General features: G+C 70.4%; 19 protein-coding genes. 7 read left to right on the top strand and 12 right to left on the bottom strand.

Going from position 1 to position 21,273, the window contains the following annotated elements; translation table 11 throughout:
• Positions 1–67: 67 nt before the first annotated feature.
• From AX669_RS03035 to AX669_RS03080, 10 genes are all read right to left on the bottom strand, one after another.
• Positions 68–940, bottom strand: coding sequence for a glycosyltransferase family 2 protein (locus AX669_RS03035; RefSeq protein WP_051805565.1), 873 nt, complete (start codon positions 938–940; stop codon positions 68–70).
• The gene (locus AX669_RS13800; protein ID WP_231729384.1) at positions 940–2,463 is read right to left on the bottom strand and encodes a glycosyltransferase; all 1,524 of its coding nucleotides are present in this window, start codon (positions 2,461–2,463) and stop codon (positions 940–942) included. The genes AX669_RS03035 and AX669_RS13800 overlap by 1 nt, the downstream gene beginning before the upstream one ends.
• Positions 2,463–3,857 (bottom strand): glycosyltransferase, encoded by a 1,395-nt coding sequence (locus AX669_RS03045; RefSeq protein ID WP_062256497.1) that lies wholly within the window; start codon positions 3,855–3,857, stop codon positions 2,463–2,465. The genes AX669_RS13800 and AX669_RS03045 overlap by 1 nt, the downstream gene beginning before the upstream one ends.
• Positions 3,854–4,657, bottom strand: a complete 804-nt coding sequence (locus tag AX669_RS03050; RefSeq protein ID WP_082740547.1) for a glycosyltransferase family 2 protein — start codon at positions 4,655–4,657, stop codon at positions 3,854–3,856. Before AX669_RS03050 ends, AX669_RS03045 begins: the two co-directional genes overlap by 4 nt.
• Entirely contained in the window at positions 4,654–5,973 is a 1,320-nt protein-coding gene (locus tag AX669_RS03055) for a glycosyltransferase family 2 protein (protein ID WP_006946667.1), read from the bottom strand. The genes AX669_RS03050 and AX669_RS03055 overlap by 4 nt, the downstream gene beginning before the upstream one ends.
• Positions 5,970–7,151 carry a hypothetical protein gene (locus AX669_RS03060; protein ID WP_156444899.1) on the bottom strand — a complete coding sequence of 394 codons (1,182 nt, stop codon included), beginning with the start codon at positions 7,149–7,151 and terminating at the stop codon, positions 5,970–5,972. Before AX669_RS03060 ends, AX669_RS03055 begins: the two co-directional genes overlap by 4 nt.
• Positions 7,152–7,234: 83 nt before the next feature.
• Entirely contained in the window at positions 7,235–8,206 is a 972-nt protein-coding gene (locus tag AX669_RS03065) for a WcbI family polysaccharide biosynthesis putative acetyltransferase (protein ID WP_062256501.1), read from the bottom strand.
• Complete coding sequence (locus tag AX669_RS03070; protein ID WP_062256503.1) at positions 8,203–9,912, bottom strand: PIG-L family deacetylase; 1,710 nt, start codon at positions 9,910–9,912, stop codon at positions 8,203–8,205. The genes AX669_RS03065 and AX669_RS03070 overlap by 4 nt, the downstream gene beginning before the upstream one ends.
• Positions 9,912–10,898 (bottom strand): acyl-CoA dehydrogenase family protein, encoded by a 987-nt coding sequence (locus AX669_RS03075; RefSeq protein WP_231729385.1) that lies wholly within the window; start codon positions 10,896–10,898, stop codon positions 9,912–9,914. Before AX669_RS03075 ends, AX669_RS03070 begins: the two co-directional genes overlap by 1 nt.
• Positions 10,895–12,976 carry a catalase gene (locus AX669_RS03080; protein WP_062256507.1) on the bottom strand — a complete coding sequence of 694 codons (2,082 nt, stop codon included), beginning with the start codon at positions 12,974–12,976 and terminating at the stop codon, positions 10,895–10,897. Before AX669_RS03080 ends, AX669_RS03075 begins: the two co-directional genes overlap by 4 nt.
• 246 nt (positions 12,977–13,222) lie before the next feature.
• Between AX669_RS03080 and AX669_RS03085 the strand changes: the two genes are divergently transcribed.
• From AX669_RS03085 to AX669_RS03100, 4 genes are all read left to right on the top strand, one after another.
• On the top strand, positions 13,223–14,233 hold the full coding sequence (locus tag AX669_RS03085) for an SDR family oxidoreductase (RefSeq protein ID WP_062256509.1): 1,011 nt from the start codon (positions 13,223–13,225) through the stop codon (positions 14,231–14,233).
• A gap of 78 nt (positions 14,234–14,311) precedes the next feature.
• Positions 14,312–14,806, top strand: a complete 495-nt coding sequence (locus AX669_RS03090; protein ID WP_062256511.1) for a pyridoxamine 5'-phosphate oxidase family protein — start codon at positions 14,312–14,314, stop codon at positions 14,804–14,806.
• A gap of 112 nt (positions 14,807–14,918) precedes the next feature.
• On the top strand, positions 14,919–16,115 hold the full coding sequence (locus AX669_RS03095) for a zinc-dependent alcohol dehydrogenase (RefSeq protein ID WP_062256513.1): 1,197 nt from the start codon (positions 14,919–14,921) through the stop codon (positions 16,113–16,115).
• Between the two features lie 209 nt (positions 16,116–16,324).
• A complete protein-coding gene (locus AX669_RS03100) occupies positions 16,325–16,966 on the top strand; it encodes a HEAT repeat domain-containing protein (RefSeq protein WP_231729387.1) in 642 nt (213 codons plus the stop codon).
• Between the two features lie 104 nt (positions 16,967–17,070).
• Here AX669_RS03100 and AX669_RS13545 read toward each other — a convergent pair whose 3' ends face one another.
• The gene (locus AX669_RS13545; RefSeq protein WP_062256517.1) at positions 17,071–17,427 is read right to left on the bottom strand and encodes a hypothetical protein; all 357 of its coding nucleotides are present in this window, start codon (positions 17,425–17,427) and stop codon (positions 17,071–17,073) included.
• Positions 17,428–17,634: 207 nt separating this feature from the next.
• On the bottom strand, positions 17,635–18,117 hold the full coding sequence (locus AX669_RS03110; protein WP_062256519.1) for a hypothetical protein: 483 nt from the start codon (positions 18,115–18,117) through the stop codon (positions 17,635–17,637).
• Positions 18,118–18,266: 149 nt separating this feature from the next.
• On the opposite strand from AX669_RS03110, the gene AX669_RS03115 reads away from it, so the two are divergent.
• The 3 genes from AX669_RS03115 (at position 18,267) to AX669_RS03125 (ending at position 21,220) form a co-directional block, all read left to right on the top strand.
• Positions 18,267–18,962 (top strand): response regulator transcription factor, encoded by a 696-nt coding sequence (locus AX669_RS03115; protein ID WP_062256521.1) that lies wholly within the window; start codon positions 18,267–18,269, stop codon positions 18,960–18,962.
• Between the two features lie 163 nt (positions 18,963–19,125).
• The gene (gntA, locus tag AX669_RS12920) at positions 19,126–20,559 is read left to right on the top strand and encodes a guanitoxin biosynthesis heme-dependent pre-guanitoxin N-hydroxylase GntA (protein ID WP_082740526.1); all 1,434 of its coding nucleotides are present in this window, start codon (positions 19,126–19,128) and stop codon (positions 20,557–20,559) included.
• A complete protein-coding gene (locus AX669_RS03125) occupies positions 20,552–21,220 on the top strand; it encodes a DUF1989 domain-containing protein (RefSeq protein ID WP_006946721.1) in 669 nt (222 codons plus the stop codon). Before gntA ends, AX669_RS03125 begins: the two co-directional genes overlap by 8 nt.
• Positions 21,221–21,273 lie beyond the last annotated feature (53 nt).

Below are 21,273 nucleotides of genomic sequence, written 5' to 3' on the forward strand. Positions count from 1 at the left end.
TTCGTCCACATTCGCGATTCTCGGACAGGCCTGCGAATCCTGTCCACATTCGGGCACACCGCAAGGCTCAATGCGGCGACGCCAGGGACAACGACGTAGGGGTCCACTCGACGAGGCCTTCGTCGGCGAACGCCTGCAACCAGCCCTCCATCGGCCAGGTGCCCCACCGCTCGCGGTAGAGGTTCGCGTTGCGCACGATGTCGACGACGTGATGGCGCGGCGGGTTCGCGCTCGGATGCCACTGATGCAACGCGTGCGCGCCGCCGACCCACGCCATCCGCAGGCCCGCGTCACGGGCTCGCATGCCGAAGTCGGTGTCCTCCGCGCCGTACCCGACGTACCGCTCGTCGAAACCGCCGCACGCGCGCCAGGCGTCGGCATCGAGCGCAAACGCGAGCGACCACAGGAGACGATGGTCGTCGTCGACCTCGACCGCACCCGACGACGGCGCGGGGCGCGCAGCATGCGGAGCGACGAAACGTCTTGCAGCCGCCGGGAATTCACCGTCGAGACGATCGTCCTCCCCCAGATACGTGACGATGCCGTTGAGCACGGCACGCTCGCCGCGAGCATCGAGCTGACGCTGCGCGTCACGCGACGCATCGACGAAACCGGGCAGGGGGACGCAGTCGACATCGAGGAAGACGATGAGTTCCGCGCCATCATCGAGTGCCGCCGTCGCGCCGACGTTGCGGGCCCGCGCGGTCGGCATGCCCAGCGGGTGATCGTCGAGGGGCACGATGCTGACGCTCTCACCCATGACGCCCGCCGCGCGCAGGTCGTCACCCAGATCAGGCATGTCGACGGCGACGATGACGTGTCGCACGTCGGGCGCCACCTCATCGAGGAACCGTCGCTGATTGACGAGGTGCTCCAGACGCCCCCGCACCGGAGTGACGACGGCGACGGGCAGCGTCCGGCCCGACCCCATGTCGGTCATCACGGCAGCGTCCCATCACCGAGTGCGGGCGTCTCGGCGCCGGTAGCGGCTGGCCAGCCGGAGCCGCCCTCGACGACTCCACGCGCAGCGCCCCCGGCTTCGCGGACGCCTCGCTCTGCGACACCTGCGCGCGCAACATCGTCGATGCCGTGCCTGCTCCCACGCACAGCACCTCCCAGATCGTCGGCCTCAGTTCCAGCGGCTAGGTCAGCGACGCCCCCGCGCGCAGCGGCCTCGATGACGTCAGCCGCGCGGTCAACAGCGCCGTCGACGCACCAGCGCGCCCACGCACGTCCTGTCGATCGCTCGTCGTCCCCGGCGAGGAGTTCACGGATGCCGGCAGCGACCTCGTCAGCGGTCGCACCCAGAGTCAGCCTGCGCGCGATGCCGGCGTCGTCAAGAGCACGAGCCATGTCGGCCTGCTCGTCGAACGGACGCTCCTGCGGCACGACGACGGCAGGAACACCGAAGGCAGCGACGTCCGCAAGAGCATTCTGCCCCGCGTGGGTGACGACGACGTCAGCCGTCGCGAGCAGAACCTCGACGGGGTGGTCGGCGTCGGGCGTCCGCCAATGGACCTGCGGCACAGCGCGTTCGACGGCGCCCGGAAGCTCAGCGTCGTCCCAGCCCTCGCCGCCGACGAGGAGCACACCACGCAACCTTGGTATCTCTTGGGCGCCCCGCGATGTCGCGTCCGAGAAGGCCCCTCTCGGCATGCCCGCCGAAAGGCCCTCCGGAACGTTCACCGCAGCACCGTCAGAATCGCTGCCCGCCAAGGCATCTGACGAGGCCCCTCGCCGTGCGCCCAGCGAAGGGCCTCCCGCAGCGTCTATTGCTGCACCGCCGGATCCGGCGCCCGGTGCAGTGCTCTGCGAGACGTCCGCCGCGACGCCGCAGCCGCCGGCATCGCGGGAACCGTCCGCCCGCGGGCCAGACGCAACACTTTCCGAGGAGTTCGGGGAGGCACATGCCGACGAACCACCGCCCGCAGCGTTCGGCCCCGCAGCATGACCCGCGAAGCGCGACAGGCCACCGACTTCGACCGTCTTGTCGCGATGGCGTTCGAGGTGCGGCGCGACGTCGAGCCGCGCCGGCCAGGGCGCCAGCACAGCCGCCGCCAGGTCGAACGCCAGCGCATGCGGTGCGTCGTCGCGTCGCCCGGGCTGAGCCACGACGACGACGGGGACGCCGAGCAGCCGCACGAGAGCGGTCACCTCGACGGAGACGTCGACGACGACGACGTCCGGGCGCGCCTGCGTCACCCACGCCGCGATCTGCGCCGAACGCTCGGCGTAGCCACCGCCGAGCGGAGCCCAGTGCAGACGCCCACCCGCATCGGGGTCGACGAACGGTGCATCCGCTTCATCGGCATCCGACGCGAGCGCGACCTGATCCCCGTCGGGCAGTGCGCCGCTGCCGAGATAGGTGATGACGTGCCCGCGCCGCGTCAGTTCGGCACCGATGACGCCCGCCCGCGTCGCGTGCCCCCGCCCGTGATGGTGCACGTAATAACCGATGCGCATCACGACATCGCCCCTGTCGCGTCCGGTTGGGCGCCGCCTGAGACGCTGTCGCCCGAAAGGCTCCCCGGGAGCAACGGACGGTCCGCAACGTCGCTGCCCATGCCGTTCGGCGCGCTCACCCCCGGACGAACCCCGGCTGGAGGCTTCATGTCCTCACGGATGACGAGCCGCCGCGCGTCGGCGTCGCTCGGGAGCGGGTCCAGCGGTGTGTGACGTTCGACGGATCGCGCGCCCGACGCAGGCTGCGAACGGCGCGCCGCGTCAACCGCCTCCGTCAGCACCGCGAGATGCCCGTCGATGCAGGCATCGAGAGAGAAATGGCGGACGGCGCACTCGCGCACCGCCGCGCGATCGAGAGCGTCAACTTCGGTGACGGCAGAGGCCAGTCGCGCGACGAGCACGTCGTCGGGCGCCGCCATCACGGCTCCTGCCGGGAGCTCAGACGAATCCACGACCGGATTCTTCGACGCGTCGACGAGGACACCCATGTCCGGTCGCACCACCTCGACGAGACCACCTCGTGCGAGGGCGATGACAGGCGTCCCGCACATCGCGCCCTCGACGGCGACGAGGCCGAACGGCTCATCCCATGCCGGTGTGACGAACAACGCGTCGCTCCGCCCGACGACCTTCGCCACCTCCTGCGGCCGCAATGCGCCGAGATGCTCGACGTCACCCCCGAGCCGCGGCGCGATCTCCGCCTCGAAGTACGCGGCATCGCTGACCGGCCCGACAAGAGCCAGCCGTCGCCCGGCCATCCGCGCCGCATCGATCGCGAGATGCGGCGCCTTCTCCGGCGTGATCCGACCGACCCAGGCGAGACGGCCGTCGGCAGCACCCGGCCCGAGGACGAAACGCGACTCGTCGACACCGTTCGCCACGACCTGCCGCGTCACCGTCGACCACTGCGCCGCGAGGGCTTTCGACACCGCGACGAACCGCGACGCCGGCGAGGCGAGGGCAGCGCCGAGCTCCATCCACGGAAACGGCGGCGTGTGCAACGTCGTGACGACCGGCGCGTCGTAGGCGCGCGACAGCGACATCGGCAGGTGGTGCAGGCTGTGGTTGGCGACGACGTCGAGCTCACCGGCACGATCCCGGCGCGCCAGTTCGGCGGCCGCGAACGTGAACGCGTGATGGTCGTCGAGAAACGGCTTCTCCGGCAGCTGCGGGTCGAGCGCGGCAACCGCCGAGAACCGCGGCAGCGCCGGGTACGTCACGACCTCGTCGGCCACGTCGGCCGGCGTCCCCTCGGCCGCGAACAGCACGACGTGGTGGCCGCGCCGACGGAACCCGGCGACGAGCGCCGCCGTCAGCGATTCCTGGCCGCCGGCGAACGGCTCGCTCAACGGGTTGCGGTTCGTGGCGAGCACGGCGATGCGCAGCGACGTCATGCGACTCCTCCTCGCAGGTTGGCCAGATACGTCGCGAACCCGCCGACAGCTCGCCCGTCGAGACGGCTCGACGTGACGACGCGCGCGTCATCGGCCGCCCGCACGAGGCGCTCGTCCTCGGCGCGCAGCCGCTCGACGAGGTCTACGTCCTCGTGCAGCGACAGCGGCGCGAACCCGCCGACCCGCAGGTACGCAGAGGCGCGCACACCGAGATTCGCGCCGTGCACGTGAGGATGCCCCTCCCGCAGATGGTGTCGTTCCATCCACTCTGCGCGCCGCGCGCCGGTGAGAGCCGCGTCCGGTTCGACGGTGCCGACGTACGCGTCGGCGCCGGCGTTGGCCGTCGCGATGTGGGCGCTCAGCCAGTGCGGCGGGACGTGCGTGTCGGCGTCGGTCGACGCGAGCCACAGCGCGTCGGCATCGATGCCGTCACGTTCCGCCCATTCGAGCGCGCAGCGCACTCCCGCGGCACGCGCTCGCCCGACGCTCCCCGCCGTGACGACGAGCGGCTCCACGCTGAACTGCCCGCGGTGCGCCGCGGCGCCCGCGAAGGCACGCACGATGGCCTCGCTGTCGTCGGTGCACGTGTCGAGGACGATGCACGCACGTAACGTCATCGCCGGCGCGAGATGAGCAACCTCGACGAGCGCTCGTTCGAGCGCCGTGAGGCAGTGCGCAAGCGCCTGCTCTTCGTCACGCGCAGGCACGATGACGGTGGCGCCGGCGAGAGCAGGGCGAGGCGAACCGTCACGGCTGCGAGTGAGCGCACGTGTCACGCACGGATAGGTGCGCTCGCTCATGACCACCTCCGTCGGCCCCAGGCCTCGAGGTCGAGGGGCCCGTCTGCGGGCACGGTGTCGACGATCGGTGACGCATCCGCGGACGATTCGACCGGCCCAGCGACCCTGTCATTTCTGCGATTTTCGTCCACATTCGTCCGATGACGGGTGCGCGCCGCCGTCACGACGCCGCCCACCCATGGCGCGCCGTCGCACGCTGCGAGCAGACCCTCGGCATCGCGCAGAACGCACGGCTGCATGACGTCGACGATGAACTCAGCGCGCTGCAGAACGTCGTCGGACGGTTCGCCGGCGCACACGCGAGAGTCATCGGCGAGCACGTCGGGACGGTGTTCACCGCACCAGATCCCGACGTCCGCGAGCGCGAGCCACGACTCGAGGGCGGCGTACTCGCCGCTCGGTGCCACCGTTCGCGCCGGCCGCCAGAACACGACGACGCGCGGGGCGCGCCAGATACCGTGGCGCCCCCGCACGTCTGGCTGTGGAATGCGGGCAGCGAGCGCGAGCTGCTCGCCCTCCTTGAGCTGCGCGAGATCGGCTCGCTCCCCCGCGTCGGGGCCGTCGTGCCAGGCCACCGCGGCCGGCGCATGACGCAGGGCGACGCCGGTGTTCCAGGCGCGATAGGCGAGATCCCAGTCTTCGCCGCCGTACCCGACGAGGCTCTCGTCGAACCCGTCGAGTCGTTCGAACGCGTCGCGCGTCATGCCCATGACGGCGCTGATGACGAGTCGCCAGTCGCCGTCGCCGGCGTCACGCAGGTCGTTCGTGCGCGTATAGCCGTCGCGCAGCCACTGGGGTGCGGCGAGGACGTCACCGTCGGCCGGCGCCTCGGGATCGGTTGCCGCACACCAGGACACGACGTCGTCACCCCGCGCGGCGACGGCACTGAGATCGGCATGCCGACGGGCTCCGACGACGAGGGCGCCGGCGCCCGGCGCCTCGCGCGACGCCTCTCGCAAGGCGTCGACCATCGCGGCACAGTAGCCGGGCGTCGGCACGGTGTCGCCGTCGAGGAAGAGGACGACCGGTGACGACCCGGCGCGCGCGCCGAGATTGCGCACCGCCGCGGCGCGGAAGCCCTCGTTCGCCTGTCGCAGGAGCGTGACGCCGTCGGGGACGCTCGGCGGGGTGGCCGAACCGTCATCCGCGACGACGACGTGGAGGCGCAGCGACGAATCATCCTGCGCCGCAAGGGAATCCAGCACCCATCGCAAACGCTGCGGGTCTTCGAAATGCGTGACGACGACGTCGACGTCGCGTCCGTCACCCACGCTCAGGTCAGCCCCTTGCTCGCCCGCGCGAGCGTTCGCGCTCACCCGACACCACCCAGGGGCGTCAGGTGCGCGGCGAGCAGTTCGCTTTGGCGACGCGCGGCGTCCGGCGTCGTGAGCAAGCCGGGATGCGACGGGTTCGTCACGGTCACCATCGGGTCGCTCAGCGCCGCCCGGGCGGCATCGACGAAAGCGTCGACCACCCCATCCCGATCACCCGACTCGCTTGCATCTGTACGAGGTTCGACGACCGTCACCGACCCGGGTGCCGTCGTCGACAGTTCGGTGACCCACGGCGTGGCCAGCGTGATCGGCCGGCGACCGGCGGCGATCCATCGGCCGATCGAACCCGACGCGGAGATGTGACGGTAGGCCGCGAGCGGCACGGCGATCGTCGCGATCGCGGCGTCCATCTCGTCCTCGCTCAGGTGCCCGAGAACGCGCAGTTCGATTCCGCGCGCGTTCGCGGCGCGGCGCAAGTCATCGACGAAGTCCTCGTGCCCCTCGACCACCGCGCCGAGCAGAACGAGGTCGCGACCCAGCGCCGCGGCAACATCGAGCGCCAACTGCGGATCCTTGCCCGGATGGACGAACCCGAGGACGCCGACGGGCGCGTCATCGCCCAGGGCGAGCACCGCGTCGCCCGCCGCGGTTGCACTCGGTCGTGCATCGACCGGCAACGTGACGACACCGACGCCAGCGACATCGGCGTCGCCGAAACCCCGAGCGGCGCTGTCAGCGTCACCGGCATGCGCTGCGACGACGTCACCCAGCATCGCGCGCTCGGCCTCGCTGCACACCTGAACAGACGCGGCGGCCGCGACGATGCGCGCATACAGCGCAGCGCGACGTTCGTAGCGCGCCTGCCCCTCGGCGGGCTGCGGAATGTCGTGAAGCGTGACGTGCACGGGCCGCGCGGCGCCCTCGATCGCGCGCACCCCGGCTTCGATCGCCCGGTGGTCGGCGCCGAGCAGCGCGTCGGTGAGGTGAACATGCACGGGCCCCGCATCGTCCGCGAGGTACGCCGCGAGGTCACGCGCGCCGGTCCCCACGTCGAGCATCGACGTGCGGCGCGCACCGGCGAGAGCCGCCCCGTGGCGCGTCACCCCGTGCTCGGGCGGGCCGAGCAGGAGGTGGTCGACGGTTGCAGCCGCATCACCCGATGCAACGTGCGCGCTGCGGGGTTCCTCAGCGGCAGTGCTCGCCGGGCGCGTCGTCGTCATCCTCGTATTGTCATGTGCGACGGGGCTTCTCGTCATCTTGACGTCCGTCGGATGTTCGAACGCATCGCCGCTCGGTGCGGCGCTCACACGTCACCGTCCACGATCTCGAGCAACGTCGCATGTCGACGCACCGCGTCCGCGAGTGCCTGCGGGTGCTCGGCGTACCACGCGGCGTGGGCGGCGACGATCTCGTCCTCGCCCACCGCCTGACCGCGCACCTGCCACACGCGGGCGACGTCGTCATCGCTCATCGGCACCTGCGCGAGCGCGGCGGCGCGCTCGTCCATCGGCGCGACGAGGGCGCCGAGCAGCGACCGGCCAGGGTCGTACTCGCGGGGTGCGCCGAGGTCGAGGGCGGCCGCGATGCGGTCGGCGACCTCGACGAGGACGTCGTTCGTCGGGTGGTTGATGACGTGGACGCTGCGCCGTCCAGGGCGCGCGAGGGCATCACGAATGTCGACGGCGCCGTGCGCCTCGATGCGCCGCGTCAGCTCGGCGAGGGATGCGTCGCGCAGGGCAGCGACGGCGCGCTCGTCGAGCTGCGGCAGGTCGTCGCTCGTCATGCGAGTCGCGTGGTCACCCGCTCGGCGGCACGCCGCGATGACGCGCAGATCGTGATACGGCACGATCGGCGGCTCGCCCGCGGGCGTGCGGACGATGACCTGCGCCGGGTGCAGCCCCGCCCACCGCATGACGGGCACGATCGTCGACCTGACGTGCGGCGCCGCCGTGAGCAGTTCTTCCGTGCCGACGGGCAGGCCGCGATACCCGGGGGCGACGGGTTGTGTGACGAGGTAGTGGGCCTGCGCGAGGGTGCGATGCAGATGCGGCACGTCATCGGCGACCAGTTCGTGCGCCGGGACGAGGCGGATCGTGCGGATGCGATCGCCGTACCGACCGTCGAGAAGTACGCGCAGCGACTCCGCCTGGCAGTTGCCGTGGACGACGAGCACCGGGCGGCCGTCAGGGTCGGACGTCGGCACGGGGTCGGTGAGACCGTAGAACTCGCCGTAGTGCAGGTTGCGAGGCGTCGCCTCGACGGCAGGCGTTGTCATGAGACGTCTCCTTCGACGTCATCTCTGGCACTTTCGCCGCTGGCGGCGCCAATGCCGCGCTCGCCGTCAGCCGACGAATGTGGACGAAAATCGCCGATGTGGACAGGATTCGCCGATGTGGACGGGATTCGCAGGACGGCGCGGGTGTCGCGCGACACGGGGGCCGATGCGGCGGTTGGGGCATCGCCGTTGCTCGGGCGAGCGACCACGATGGCGACGTCGTCGTCTTCGTAACGCGCGAGCGTCGGCCACACGAGGCGCACCTGCTCATCGACGAGACGCCCGTCGAGGGGGATGTCACGCGTCGGGTGCAGCCAGTTCGCCACGACGACGACACCGTCATCGCGCAGCAGTGCGTCGATGCCGGCAAGGGTCGCCAGCAGCGTCGCGCCGTCGAGGAAGTAGCCGATCTCGCTCAGCACGACGGTGTCGAACCGCTGCCCTTCGTCGGCGAGTTCATCGAGCACAGAAGGCAGTTCGGCGTGGCGCCAGTCGACGCCGTCGACGTCACGTCGACGAGCGCGCGCCAGCGCCTGGGCGCTCCCGTCGACCGCGACCACGCCGTCGGCGCGCTCGGCGAGCACCCGCGTCAGGGCGCCCGTGGAGCATCCGAGATCGAGCACGCGCCCGAGATGCTCGTCAGGCAGCATCGCCTCGATGAGGGCACGGCGACGCCGCTCGTACCAGCGCGTCTCGACACCCCACGGGTCGTCGCTGCCCTCGAACATCGCGTCGAAGGATGCCGCCGGCGTGCGGCCGTCATCGAACGAGGCGACGCGGGGCAGCGCGCCATCGGGGTCGAAGAGTGTCTCGACGAGACGTTCGAAGTGGGCGAGGACGCCGGCGTCGAGCATCGCAGGCTCGGCTGCGGGGCGCGCGAACGTCCCGATCTGTGACGAGTACGCCGCGATGGCTGCGCGTTTGCGCTGGAGCGAGGCGACGTCGGGGACAGCGAGAACACTGCTCTCCCAGACCGTTTCGGCGACCGACGATGGATCGCCCCAGTGCCACCACCACAACGGATAGCTGACGCACGCCGCCCCGAGCTGCGCCGCGACGTCACGCGCCACGGCTCCGCACGTGTCGTGGTCGATGTGCGCATCGGCCTCCGCCGGGGCGACGACGAGCACCCGCTCAGTTCCCGACCCACGCACCGGCGTCATCGACGGCGTCACCGTCGAGGTCACATCGGTGGCTGCGTCATCGCAGCCGACCGCTCTCGAGGGCGACTGGTCCGACACCGTGGATGCCTCCGCCGCAGTTACCCGCACGACGCGCTCCAGCGCAGCGGCCAGCTCGGCACGGTGGTCAGCGACGCGGCCGTCAGGTAGCGCAAGGCGCTCAACCCGCCCGAGCGCACCGCCGAGCAGCACACCGAGAGCGTCGTCGAACTCGCGACGACGGACTTCGCGGACGACCTCGAATGTCAGTCCCGTTGCCGCAGAGTGCGATCCCTCGCCGTCGGTGACGAGGGCGACGTCTACGGGCGACCCCGCGTCCGCGAGCATCGCCAAGAATGCGCCGACGGCGAGTGTCTCGTCGTCGGGGTGAGCCGCGACGACGACGACGCGGCTGTACCGGGCAGCGAGGGCTTCGACGTCGAGGTGGCCAAGCGACGCCCATGGCGTCCCTCGCAACCACGTGCGTTCGCTCGTGCCGGGCTCCCGCGACGACCACGAGGCCGGCGCGGCGGGCATCCCGCGCATCAGTGACGCTCCAGCGTGGCGGCGCCGATGGCGGCGAGGTCGCGTTCGGCATGGTGCTGGCGCACGTAGACACCGAGGTCGGCAACGCGCCGCGCGTGGGTCTCGTCGCTCGTCAACGGGCCGGGGCCGAGCGCGTGGCCACAGATCGTCAGCGCCTGCTCCGCCGCATCGGCGACGACTGCTCGCACGCGCGACGACAACGCGAGACCCGCTGCACCGCAGGCGTTTCCACCGTCGATCGCGCGGGCTGCGTCGGCGAGTACCGCGTCGAGCAGATACGTGATGACCTCGAGCCGGCCCAGATGCATGAGCGCGATCTGATCGGGTTCACGCCGCCCCGCAGCCGCACGAACCGCTGTGACGAGGCCGTCCACGCCGCCCGCCCAGACGGCGGCGACACCGATGCCACCCCACGCGAAACCGTCACGGCCGAGGTAGAAACCTGGCTCCCCGACGGGCGTCGCGGGCATCGCGTCGAATGTCAGCGACGTCGAACGGATCGCGACGAGCCCACGCGACACCCAAGGCTCCTCGGCGCCACGCACCCGCGCATCCGTGAGGTCGACGGCGAACAACCGCTGTCCTTCAGGCGTACCGGCCGTCACGAGCGCATGCGACAACTGCTCACCGAGCGAGCACCACGGCTTCACCCCGTCGAGCACCCAGCCGTCACCCTCGCGACGCGCGGCGAGGCCCGGCGCCCGCGCCGCGAACACACCCCAGGCGCCGTCCCCACCGCCGGGCAGCACGTCGCCCGGCGCAACCCCCGCCTCGGCGAGGATCGCAAGCGCATCGAGGTGCGGTTCGATGACGCGGGCCGTCGTCACGTCGAAGGCGCCGAGCGATCGGAGCGTGTCGAGATACACCGCGCTGTCGCGGCCCAACGCCGCTGCGGCGGAAGCAAATTCACCGGCAGCGGCAAGCGCCGCCCCGACGTCCCCAGCAGGGAGATCGGGGCGGCACAGCGCGCGAGAGGGTTCGCTCAAGCGGAGAGCTCCCGCTTCCAGAAGCGCAGCGCACGGCACGTCTCGACGAAGCCCTTCGCGCCGGCCGCGTCGCTGACGTCGACGAACCCGTCGTCCTTCTTCGACGCCACACCCGCGGCTTCGACGAGACCCGACGCGTCCGGGCCGAGGGCCAGGAACTTGTTGTGCGCGACGGCGTCCGTCACGAAGTCACGAGCCTCAGCGACCTTGCCGAGCGTCGCCGCACCGTCAGCCGACGGCAGCAGTGCGACGGCGTCGAACAGCACAGACGGCGCACCGGCGATGGCGTGATCGGCGGCGAGCTTCTCGCCGTTCGACAGCGTGACGCCACCGACGGCCTTCGCGACGATCTCGACGACCGTGCCCTCGGCCTCGGCGGCCGAACGCACCGCGGCGAGCAGGTCGGCGTCGGTTCCGTCGCTGACGACGACGCCGATCTTGCGGCCGGCGAAGCTGTCGGGTCCGTTCTTCACGATGCTCAGCGCGTCGGAGACGGGCAGGTCGTGACGCGGCGCCACCTTCGCGGGCGAGGCCTCCGGCAGCTCCATCGCGAGCTCGTCGGCGACGCGCTGCGCGAGCGACTCGTCGACGTTGCGCAGGTTGCCGAGCATGCGCGTGCGGATCTCGGGGATCTCGCACTTGCCGAGCTCGAACGCGAACGCGTCGACGATGTGCTTCTGCTCGACCTCCGTCTGGCTCTTCCAGAACTGGTTGGCCTGGCTGTAGTGGTCGGCGAACGACTCCGCACGCAGACGGCGCGCCTCACCCTCGACCTTCGTCGGGTACGTGTCCGGCTGGAACGTCGTCAGCGCGCGCGGGCCACGGTCGTCACCCGAGAAGCCGTTCGGCTCGTAGTTGGCGCGGCCCCTCTGGTGCGCGAACTGCATGTGACCGTCACGCTGGAAGTGCGCGACGGGGCACTTCGGCGCGTTGACGGGCAGCTGCGTGTGGTTGGTCGAGCCGAGGCGCGACAGCTGCGTGTCGAGGTAGCTGAAGTTGCGGCCCTGCAGCAGCGGGTCGTTCGTGAAGTCGATGCCGGGCACGACGTTCTGCGTCATGAACGCGACCTGCTCCGTCTCGGAGAAGACGTTGTCGACGACGCGGTTGAGCGTCATCTTGCCGAGCGGGCGGATCGGGACGATCTCCTCGGGGATGATCTTCGTCGAGTCGAGCACGTCGAAGTCGAAGCTGTCGGCGAACGCGTCGTCGAACACCTGGACACCGAGTTCGTACTCGGGGAAGTCGCCGCTCTGGATCGCGTTCCACAGGTCACGACGGTGGAAGTCGGCGTCGGCGCCGTTGATCTTGACGGCCTCGTTCCAGACCACCGACTGCATGCCCTGCACGGGCTTCCAGTGGAACTTGACGAACGAGCTCTTGCCGTCGGCCGTCACGAAGCGGAAGGTGTGGATGCCGAAGCCCTCCATGAAGCGGAAGCTGCGCGGGATCGCGCGGTCGCTCATCGCCCACAGGGCCATGTGCGTCGACTCGGGCATGAGGGAGATGAAGTCCCAGAACGTGTCGTGCGCGCTCGCCGCCTGCGGCCAACCGCGGTCCTGCTCCTCCTTGACCGAGTGCACGAGGTCGGGGAACTTGATCGCGTCCTGGATGAAGAAGACGGGGATGTTGTTGCCGACGAGGTCCCAGTTGCCCTCCTCGGTGTAGAACTTCGTCGCGAAGCCACGGACGTCGCGCGCGAGGTCGGCGGAGCCCATGTTGCCGGCGACCGTCGAGAAACGAACGAACGTCTCCGTCTGACGGCCCTTCTTGCCGAACAGGTAGGCGGCCGTGAGGTCGCTGTGGTCGTCGTAGCTCTCGAACACGCCATGCGCGCCGTAGCCGCGGGCGTGGACAACACGCTCCGGGATGCGCTCGTGGTCGAAGTGCATGATCTTGTCGCGGAACGCGGCGTCCTGCAGCAGCGACGGGCCGCGGTCGCCCGCACGCAGCTGGTTCTGGTCGTCGGTCACCGGAATACCCTGCGACGTCGTCATGGCGTTGCCACCGCTCACCCCCTGGTGCAGCTCGTCCCCGGTGCCGCGCGTGTCGGGGCTCGTGGTGCGCTCGTTGTCGCTCATGGCTCTCCTCATGCTGGTGGTCGTTCGATCATGGCCTCTCGACCCTATGTCGGAGAGTAAGGCCACCGCACCCCCTCTCACCACGCCCCTACGGATGTGGACGAAAATCGCAGATGTGGACAAGGATCGCAGCGAGGCCCAGGGCGCTGACGGGACATGAGCCGCCGGGCACCCGTGTGGGTGACGACTCGGTGTGAGAGGCGAAACCCATTGGAAAAATTAGGGATCGACTCTAGGGTGAAACTCATGGAGACGTCGCGCAGCCAGTCGGATCACCCGGTCAGTTCGCCGAACCAGAATGCATCGGCTTCGTCAGAGAAGCCCTTGGCACTCGTCGCGGGAGCCTCGCGCGGGCTGGGTTTTCTCGTCGCCACCGCCCTCGCCGACGCCGGGCACCGCGTCGTCCTCGCATCTCGCTCCGCCGACGCCCTGGCGAAGGCCGCCGACACGCTTGTCTCCCACGGCCACGCGCGCAGTGCCGTCTCGACGATCGTCATGGACGTGAGTGATCGCGACGGGGTGGCTCGAGCCGTCGCCCAGGTCGAGCGCGAGCACGGCCCGATCGACGTCGCCATCCACGTCGCCGGTGTCATAGAGGTCGGCCCGGCCGAGAACACGACGCACGAGCACATCGAAGGCGCGATGAACATCATGGCGTGGGGGCCGATCAACCTCTCCGACGCCGTCATCCCCGGCATGCGCGAACGCGGGCGCGGGCGCTTCGGCGTCGTCACCTCCATCGGCGGCCTGCTGAGCGCACCGCACCTGCTCGCCTACTCGACGGCGAAGTTCGCGGCCGTCGGCTACACCGAGGGCCTCGCCGCGTCGCTCGCCCGCACGGGCGTGAGCGCCACCGTCATCGCCCCGGGGTTGATGCGCACCGGTTCGCACACGGCCGCACAGTTCTACGGCAACGCGCAGGCCGAATACGCGTGGTTTGCGCCCGCCGCGTCGCTGCCGTTCGTCAGCATGGACGCGACGAAGGCCGCGCGACGCATGGTCGACGGCGTCCTCGCCGGCAAGCCGTACGTCATCCTCACGCCCGCCGCGAAGCTCGGCGCACGCGTCCACGGCGTCATGCCGGGCGTGACGACGCGCGTCATGGGCCTCGTCGGGCGTGCGCTGCCCGGGCCCGTTCCCGGTGCGACGACGCCTGTCCCCGGATCGAAGCTCGCACCGAAGGCCGGACGATTCGTCAAGCTCCTCACGACGCTCGGTGATCGCGCGTCGCGCAGCAACCTCGAACCCGAGGGTTGAGCGGCCCCGGGTCGCGCCACCCGAAGATTTGAACCCAACCACCCGAGCATCCCAGACCCCCGACGAAAGGCACGCACCATGTCTGCTGGAACCCCGAAGTCCGACATCTCGCAGGAGCAGGTCGTCGAGATCATGCGTGGTGAGCGCTTCGTCATGCTCACCTCGATCGCAGTCGACGGGGCCCTGCACAGCCACCCGATGACGCCGCAGGAGGTGACGGACGACGCCGACGTGTGGTTCTTCGTCGGCCTCGGCACCGAGCAGGCGCAGGCGCTGCAGAGCAACCCGCAGGTCAACCTGTCGTTCGCGCACCTCGGTTCGTGGCTGTCCGTCGCGGGACGCGTCGAGTTCGTCGACGACCGCGCCAAGGTCGACGAGCTGTGGGGCGACGACGTCGCCGCGTGGTACGACGGCGGCAAGGACGACCCGGACCTCGGTCTCGTCCGCGTCGTCAGCGAGTCCGCGCAGTTCTGGGGCCAGCCCGGCGGCAAGGCCTCCGCGCTCGCGAGCATCGTCAAGGCGCGCGTCAGCGGCGAGCGTCCGAAGGGCCAGAGCGCCACGACCGAGCTGTGACGAACCCGGGAGCCGAACCGACGCGCGGCGGCTCCCGGCACCACGCTCCCCACCACCCCATCCCCACCAGCTGATCGCCGCACGTCGCGGTGATCCTCTCGAGGAGAAACTGATGCGAGCACTCACCTGGCAGGGCCAGGGCAAGGTCTCGGTCGAGCAGGTCGCCGACCCGAGCATCCAGGAGCCCACCGACGCGATCGTGCGCGTCACCTCGACCGCGATCTGCGGTTCGGACATGCACCTCTACACCGTCCTCGCGCCGTTCCTGACGAAGGGCGACATCCTCGGCCACGAGTTCATGGGCATCGTCGAGGAGGTCGGTTCGGGCGTCACGAACCTCAAGCCCGGCGACCGCGTCGTCGTGCCGTTCAACATCTCCTGCGGCCACTGCTGGATGTGCAACCGAGGCTTGTTCGCGCAGTGCGAGACGACGCAGAACGTCGACCAGGGCACCGGCGCGAGCCTGTTCGGCTTCACGAGCCTGTATGGTGCGGTGCCCGGCGGCCAGGCGGACTACGTCCGCGTGCCGCACGCCGATTTCGGCCCCATCAAGGTGCCCGAGGCCGGCGAGGACGAGCGCTACCTCTACCTGTCCGACATCCTGCCGACCGCGTGGCAGGGCGTGCAATGGGCGAACGTGCGCCCCGGCGACACGCTCGCCGTCATGGGCGCCGGCCCCGTCGGTCAGCTCGCCGTCGCGAGCGCGCAGTACCTGGGGATCGAGGACGTCATCGTCGTCGACCGCGTGCCGGAGCGCCTCGAGCGCATGAAGGCCCGCGGCGCCCGCACGATCAACCTCGACGACCTCGACGGCTCGCAGGTCAGCGCCGTCGGCGACGCGGTGCGCGACCTGACGGGCGGGCGCGGTGCGGACGGCGTCGTCGACGCCGTCGGCATGGAGGCACACGGCAACCCGGTTGCCGCTGCGGGCCTGTCGGCCGTGAGCAAGCTGCCGTCGGCGATCTCGGAGCCGCTCGCGAAGAAGGCCGGCATCGACCGTCTCGCCGCGCTGCACGCCGCGATCGACAGCGTCCGCCGCAGCGGCACCGTCTCCGTCTCCGGTGTCTACGGCGGCGCGCTCGACCCGATGCCGATGATGCAGATGTTCGACAAGGGCATCGCGATGCGCATGGGCCAGTGCCACGTCAAGCAGTGGACCGACGAGCTGCGCGACGTGCTCGTCGACGCCGACCCGTTCGGCGTCGAGCAGCTCGCGACGCACCGCGTCGGGCTCGACGAAGCGGCGACGATGTACGACGTGTTCCAGAAGAAGCAGGACGGCTGCCAGAAGGTCGTCCTCAAGCCCTGACGCACTGACGGCCTGGGATCGGGTCGGCGTCCACCGAGACGCTGGGCCACCCGGCCGCCCGGCCACCACAGGATGGCGGGTAACTCACGGGTAGGCGCGCGGTTAGGCGCCGACCTGTGAGTTACCCGCCATCGTGCGTTCTACGTCCAGGCGGCGCCGCCTGGAATGGTGCGCGGAATAGTGCGGGCGCGACGGGCGCTGCAGTGAGCATGACGCCCGAGCAGTACGCCGCGAACATCGCCCGCGCCCTCGACGTGCAGGATCAGTCGGTGCGGTTGCAGGCCGCGATGGCGGCGGGCACACATCCGCATCCCGACCTGCTGGAGACGCTCGTGCGTCGCTGCGGCGTCGAGCCCGACTTCTTCGTCCGCGAGACCCTCGCCTGGGCGCTGACGCGCCTGCCGGCTGACGACGTCCTGCCGCGCGTTCAGCGCGAGCTGGCGTCGAAGAACATCCAGGCGCGCACGCAGGCGTTGCACGTGCTGTCGAAGGTCGGCGACGAGCGCGCATGGCCCTGGATCACGCCCGAGTTCCTGCACGACGCCGACGACGATCTCGCCCGCACCGCTTGGCGCGCGGCCGCCGCACTGGCCCCGCAGAGTCAACATGGCTCTCTCGCTGACGAATTGGTCAAAGAGTTCGGCCGTGGTGACGCCGGCACGCAGATGGCGTTGAGCGTCGCATTGCTCGGTCTCGGCGACGCCGCCGTCCCAGCGGTCAGGTCGGCAATCCGGAGCCAAGACGCGGCCGTCACCGAACATGCTCGCGCGACCGACCTGCTGCGCACCCGCCCCGAGCTCGCGTTCGACGGCGCCGTCGAGGAAGCCAAGCGCATCGTCGCGATGGGTTGAGCGCGTCCGCTCCCCAGGCCGAACCCCACGACGATGGCGGGTAACGAAATAGCTGCCCACCCCCCGGAGCTCGGAAGCACACCGCCCGCGGGGCCGGGGATCGCTCAGCACCAGGCGGGCTTGTCGCCGTCGGTGCGGGGCTTGTCGAGGCCGACGTTGGCACGGCTGTGCGTGCTGGGGCTGGCTACGACGGTCGCGATGAACGCGGCGACGGCCTTGCGCGCCACCTCGGTGACCTTGACCTGCCCGTAACGTCTTCGCGGCCTTCTCGGCGCGTCGAACGCGGCGTTGACGTCCCTGGCGCCGCTGATCGGCGACGTCGCGACGACCTGGCCGGTGCTGGGGTTGACGACGTCCAGTCGGCCCTCCCCGTGTGCCTCGCCGTCGATGACGTTGCACAGCAGGGTGCTGATGAACTTCACCTCGAATGTAGCGGCGGCATGCACTGTGGTGCGCGCCATACTTGAATGACCCTTGTTTTTTACTGGCCCGCAGGTGGCGCCCATGGAAGCGCCTCGGGAGGGACGCCACACATGGCGGACACCACCGACCAACCTGGGCAGCTGGGGTCAGGCCGCGTCAGGGCGATCAGGCAGGGCGAGGCGCCCGCGCGGTCCAGCGGGGTGACTCGTCCGACGGCTCACCACCGGAGCGCAGCGGATGTCAGCTCAGCGCAGCGTCGCGGCCGCTTCGGCGTGGGCGGCGACGAGGCGTTCGATCTGGCTGTCGGCGCGCACGATGAGGTCGTCGAGTTCGGCGACGTCGATGCGCGCATCGTTGATCGCGAGCACGCGCATGCCCTCCCAGCCGGCCCGCTTGCCACGAACGGCCGCCAGCAGCGCCTCGAGTTCGAGCACGTCGCTCAGCGGCGAGCGGCGCACGAAACGGCCGTTGAGTTTCACGCGGCTGACGGTCTCGCCGACGCTCAGCGCGAGCTGCGCGAGCCGCGCCTCACCCACCCCGAGCGCGTCGGCCATGACGCGCAGGCGTGCGCGGTCCTCGGCGACCTCCCGCGTCAGCGTCGCGAGCACCTTCCGCGTGCGCGCCGAACTCTGCGAGCGCGACGCGCGCTCGAACAGGTCGAGCCCACCCTTCGATGCGGCCCAGTGATGAGCGACGTAGCTGGTGACGAACTTGTCGCGCGATTCCATGATCGACCTCCTGCAGGTCTGCGAGAACGGGTGTCACCGTCAGCCTAGGAGGTCACCGTGCGCGCGACCAGCCCGACGCAACACGGTGGATGTCGGAAGTTCGTCATGGTTGATTTCCTTGTGTCGCAACATGTTGGCAAGGTATCCCCATGTCGTCCCATCCGAGCACCGATGGAGCCGCACACCTCCGTCTGGCGACGGGTGAGGAGTCGAGGGGCGCGCCCGCACCCCGCGCACTGCGCGTCACCCTCGTCGACGACGACGCCCTCGTCATGGCCGGTTTCCAGGCACTGCTCGCGCCCTTCGCCGCACGCGTCGAGGCGACGTGCAGCCGCGGCGTGCCCACCGAACCCACCGACGTCGCGCTCTTCGACTGCTTCGCCGCCCCCGAGCCGGGGTGGGCGACGCTGGCGCGCCTGCGCGACACAGCCGCCGTCGCGCGCCTCGTCGTCTACACCAACGACCCTCCGCAGGCGCACGTCGGTGCGCTCACCGACTTCGGCGTCGCGGGCGTGCTGACGAAGCACGCGACGGCCGACGAGCTCGTCACCGCACTCGAACGCGTCGCCCGCGGCGAGCGCGTCGTCGACCCCGCGTTCCCCGTCGAGCTGGGTGACGACTGGTGGCCCGGGCGCGCCGAGGGGCTCACCGAGCGAGAGGCGCAGGCCGTCACGCTCATCTGCCGCGGCCTGCCCAACGGCGCGATCGCGCACGAACTCAACGTCTCCCTCAACACGCTCAAGAGCTACATCCGCTCCGCCTACCGCACCATGGGCGTCGCCTCCCGCAGCGAGGCGGTGCTGTGGGGCGTCGCCCGCGGACTGCACGTCGACGGCCGGCCCTGACGCGCTCACCACTTTCCAGCATGGCGCCGCGCAACGGCGGTCCATCAGGCAGCCGACGCTTCACCTCCTTGCGGGTGTGGCGCGAAACACGGTGAGCGACAACACTTCTCATCACCACCGACACCTCACGACCCTTGATCGTCGGATCGCTCGAAGGAGAGCTGTGCCCCGCCTGACCGTCGCCGTCGTCGCACGTAGCGAGCTGTTCGGATGGGGCGCGATGGCGGCTCTCGACGCGTTCGGCGTCGCGACACGCCTCGTGCTCGTGCGTGGCCCGGGCCTGCGCGCCGAGGATTTCGCGCTCGATGCCGACGTCGCCGTGCTCGAGTGGAACGAACCCAACCGCAACGCCTGGGATCAACTGCGCGCGCTGCACGCCGCGAACCCGACGGCGAAGCTGCTCGTGTCGTCGCTGCACACCGACGAGGCCGCCATCAGCCGGCTCCTCGCGCGCGGCGCGTCGGGAGTCGTCGGACGGTCGGCGAGCGCCGCCGATCTGCGCGCCGGGGTCGATGACGTGGTCGCGGGCCGAATCGTCCGCCCCGCGGTGCTTCGACCCTCCCCCACGGACGCGCGGCCGACCGTCCCCTCCGACGGGCTGACCGCGCGTCAGGCGCAGATCGTCGATCTCATCTGCTCGGGCATGCCGAACGCGCAGATCGCCGAGCACCTGCACCTGAGCGTCAACAGCATCAAGTCGCACATCAGAGGCGCCTACCGCGCGATGGACGTGCAGACGCGCCCTCAGGCCGTGTTGTGGGGTCTGGCGCGCGGCTACGGTGGTCATGTGTCTGACGATCACTGGCCGCCAGCCGCGGCCCCCACCTCATCATCCGGCTCGTCGACGCACCCAACCGATGACGACGAGTCGCAGGCCCCTGACCTCGCCGACTGGCTCGCCGAACAAGCCGACGCGGGCCTCGAGGGCGCGGACGAGGCAGCCATCCGCGACGTCATCGGCGCGATGATCGAGCACCCTCGGTTTCCGTGCCTCGGAGCGCGTTCGGCGCTGAAACGCGACGGCGCGCTCGTCCGCGTCTTCGACGACATGACCGATGACGCGTGTCTCTCGACGCTCAGCGCTGAGCTGGCCGACTTCGCCGCGATCGAGCGTGGCCCGCGCGAGTTCGGCTCGTTCATCGCCGTCTTCCGTCGCCCGCGGGCGGGCGACGAGCAGGAGTTTGAGAACCTCCTGTGGGGCATGCTGCAGCGATTGCACGATCGTGACGACGCGCCGTGGGCCGAGCGCGTGTCGCCCGACACGACGTCACCGCACTTCAGTTTCAGCCTCGGCGGCGTGCCGTTCTTCCTCGTCGGGTTGCATCCGCAGGCCTCGCGCATCGCGCGCCGTGCTCCGCTGACGACGGTCGTGTTCAACCTGCACGATCAGTTCGAGCAGCTGCGAGCTGACGGCGGCTTCGACCGGATGCGCGACGCGATCCGCCGTCGCGATGCTGCGTTGCAGGGTTCGATCAATCCGGTCGTCACCGATCATGGACGCTCGTCGGAGGCGCGTCAGTACTCTGGGCGGCACGTGGAGGACGACTGGCGTGCCCCGTTCACCGCGCACCCTTCGAAGGAGAATCCTGATGACTGACCCGCGACGCCCGCGCTCCCCCCACCCGCCGACGCCGCGGCCGCCGTACGCGGGCGGCCCCGAAGCTCCCGCCGACGGTTGGTCGCGCATCGCCCCGCAGACGGGGGTGCTCGTGCCGCTGGCGGCCGGTCAGGTGCTCGAGGTCGTCGACCCGTGTGGTGAGCAGGTGAGCGACTTCTACGCCGTCATGCAGGACGACATCGCCGAGTGCTTCTCGGCGGGGCGCACCGTCGACTACAACAACACGTTGTACCCATCGACGGGGCACCGGTTGTGGAGCAACCGCAGCAGCGTCATGGCGACGATCGTCGCGGACTCGGTGGGCATCCACGACATGACGGTGACGCCGTGCAGCCAGCAGACGTTCGACATCCTCTACCCCGAGTTCGACGGCGCCCCGCACCCGAGTTGCTTCGCGAACCTGTGCGGCGCGCTCGAACCCGTCGGCGTCGCGCCCGACCACATCGGCACGACGCTCAACATCTTCATGGACGTGTGGACGAGCCCCGACGGTGAACTGCACATCGACCCGCCGCCGACGCAGGCGGGCGACGTCTTCGCCATCCGCGCCGAAGCCGACCTGTTCGTCGGGCTGACGGCCTGCTCGGCCGAGAAATCGAACGCCGGCGTCTGCAAACCCATCGACTACCGGGTGCGCTGAGGCGCTGACGTCGCACCGGTCCTGTCAGCGAAAGTGGCGAAACAGGCGGCCGT

Origin of the sequence: Dermacoccus sp. CCH2-D9, from assembly GCF_001556795.1 — a bacterium.
Classification (GTDB): Bacteria; Actinomycetota; Actinomycetes; order Actinomycetales; family Dermatophilaceae; genus Dermacoccus; species Dermacoccus nishinomiyaensis.